The sequence below is a fragment of the Caballeronia terrestris genome (genome assembly GCF_001544515.1).
Classification (GTDB): domain Bacteria; phylum Pseudomonadota; class Gammaproteobacteria; order Burkholderiales; family Burkholderiaceae; genus Caballeronia; species Caballeronia terrestris.
The window spans coordinates 1-1,277 of the sequence record NZ_FCOL02000431.1 but is presented as its reverse complement, the minus strand read 5'-3'; the positions used below and the strand labels follow the sequence as shown (position 1 = coordinate 1,277).

Annotated in this window: 2 protein-coding genes and 1 pseudogene; 2 read left to right on the top strand and 1 reads right to left on the bottom strand. The window is 54.5% G+C overall.

Features of this window, described 5'->3' with window-relative positions; genetic code table 11:
* Positions 1 to 290, bottom strand: a pseudogene (locus AWB67_RS42800) (IS21 family transposase); the annotation flags it as partial.
* Positions 291 to 349: 59 nt separating this feature from the next.
* Between AWB67_RS42800 and AWB67_RS38040 the strand changes: the two are divergent.
* Positions 350 to 604, top strand: coding sequence for a DUF5372 family protein (locus AWB67_RS38040; protein ID WP_159907847.1), 255 nt, complete (start codon positions 350 to 352; stop codon positions 602 to 604).
* 188 nt (positions 605 to 792) lie between these two features.
* Complete coding sequence (locus AWB67_RS38035; protein ID WP_087660878.1) at positions 793 to 1,245, top strand: helix-turn-helix domain-containing protein; 453 nt, start codon at positions 793 to 795, stop codon at positions 1,243 to 1,245.
* Positions 1,246 to 1,277: the final 32 nt, after the last annotated feature.

Genomic DNA, 1,277 nt, shown 5'->3' with positions numbered 1-1,277 from the left:
TAATAGTGAACGTCAATGTCAACGTGGTAATCAGGCCCCACGCGGGCTACCTTCCAATCAGCATATTGATACCGCAGCGGTGGAAGCGCCTTCAGCGATGAGCGCTCGAACTCATCGAAAGAGCTGCGGCGCGATCCCGGCAGTTTCTTGAACGCTTTGTTGTTCAAGTCGACCAAGAGTGACGCGATCGCGGAGTTTGCCTCGGCCAGGCTAAAGAAACGGTGCTTGCGAAGTCGGGCGAGAATGTATCGCTGGACAAGGAGAACGCCTTGCTCGACCTTAGCTTTCTCGCAAGTCAGCAACTGTCTGTCATGAGGAACGTCGCGTAGTCAAAGGCGCGTCCTTCGAGATTACCCATCCATTCCACCCAGCACGTGGAAATCGCTTTGTCCTGGTGAGTCGCAAGCAGAACTGGGGTGAAGATCGCGTGATGTACTTCGACGCACACAAGCGTCTGCGCTCGGTGTTGGCATCCTGGACCGATGTCCCGGAGCCAGATCTGTTCGCGCAAGCCTCTGGTGGACAATCCTGGTTTAGAACTGACGATCTGCTTCGATTGCGTGCGCTTGTTGACGATTTGTTGGGAGCACGCGATGTCAAATAAATTTCGCCGTTTACGTAAGGATAAATATGCCGCTGTCGGAATGACCGCGGAGTCAATGGCTCGCGATAATCTTTATTTGATTGCGCGATCTAAGGATCTTTTAAGAATAAGCTTGGTCACCGAGATACTTGACTTACCCATAGTTAAGGCGTATTTTATTTGCCAATGTCTCAACGAGCGATCATGTAATGACCAGGCCACCGTCAAAGCGCGATCGACTACGCGAACTTGGTGCTCTCAATCCTCATCCCGACCGAATACGGGCGCCATGGTTTCGATCGGGCGATTTCTTCGATCCCGACGATCTTGTTCAGGTCAAGTACGAGATGTTGCGTCATGTTCGGGTCGATGGCGCTTCCAAGGCCGAGGCGGCCGCCCTGTTCGGAATGTCCAGGCCAACGTTCTATCAGGCAGAGAGCGCCTTTGCGAGCGAGGGGCTGCCAGGGTTGCTTCCGAAACAGCGCGGGCCCAAAGGCGCGCACAAACTCAACTCGGTGGTCATGGCGTTCATCGAGGAGCGTCTACAGCAAGATGGCACCATGCGCGCTCGCGCGCTGGCGCAGGAGATCGAAACCTGGCTGGAACTGTCGATCCACCCACGCAGTATCGAACGCGCGTTAGCACGCAAAAAAAAACCGTAGACGATTCGCCTCAATTCCGTCCGCCATCGTCA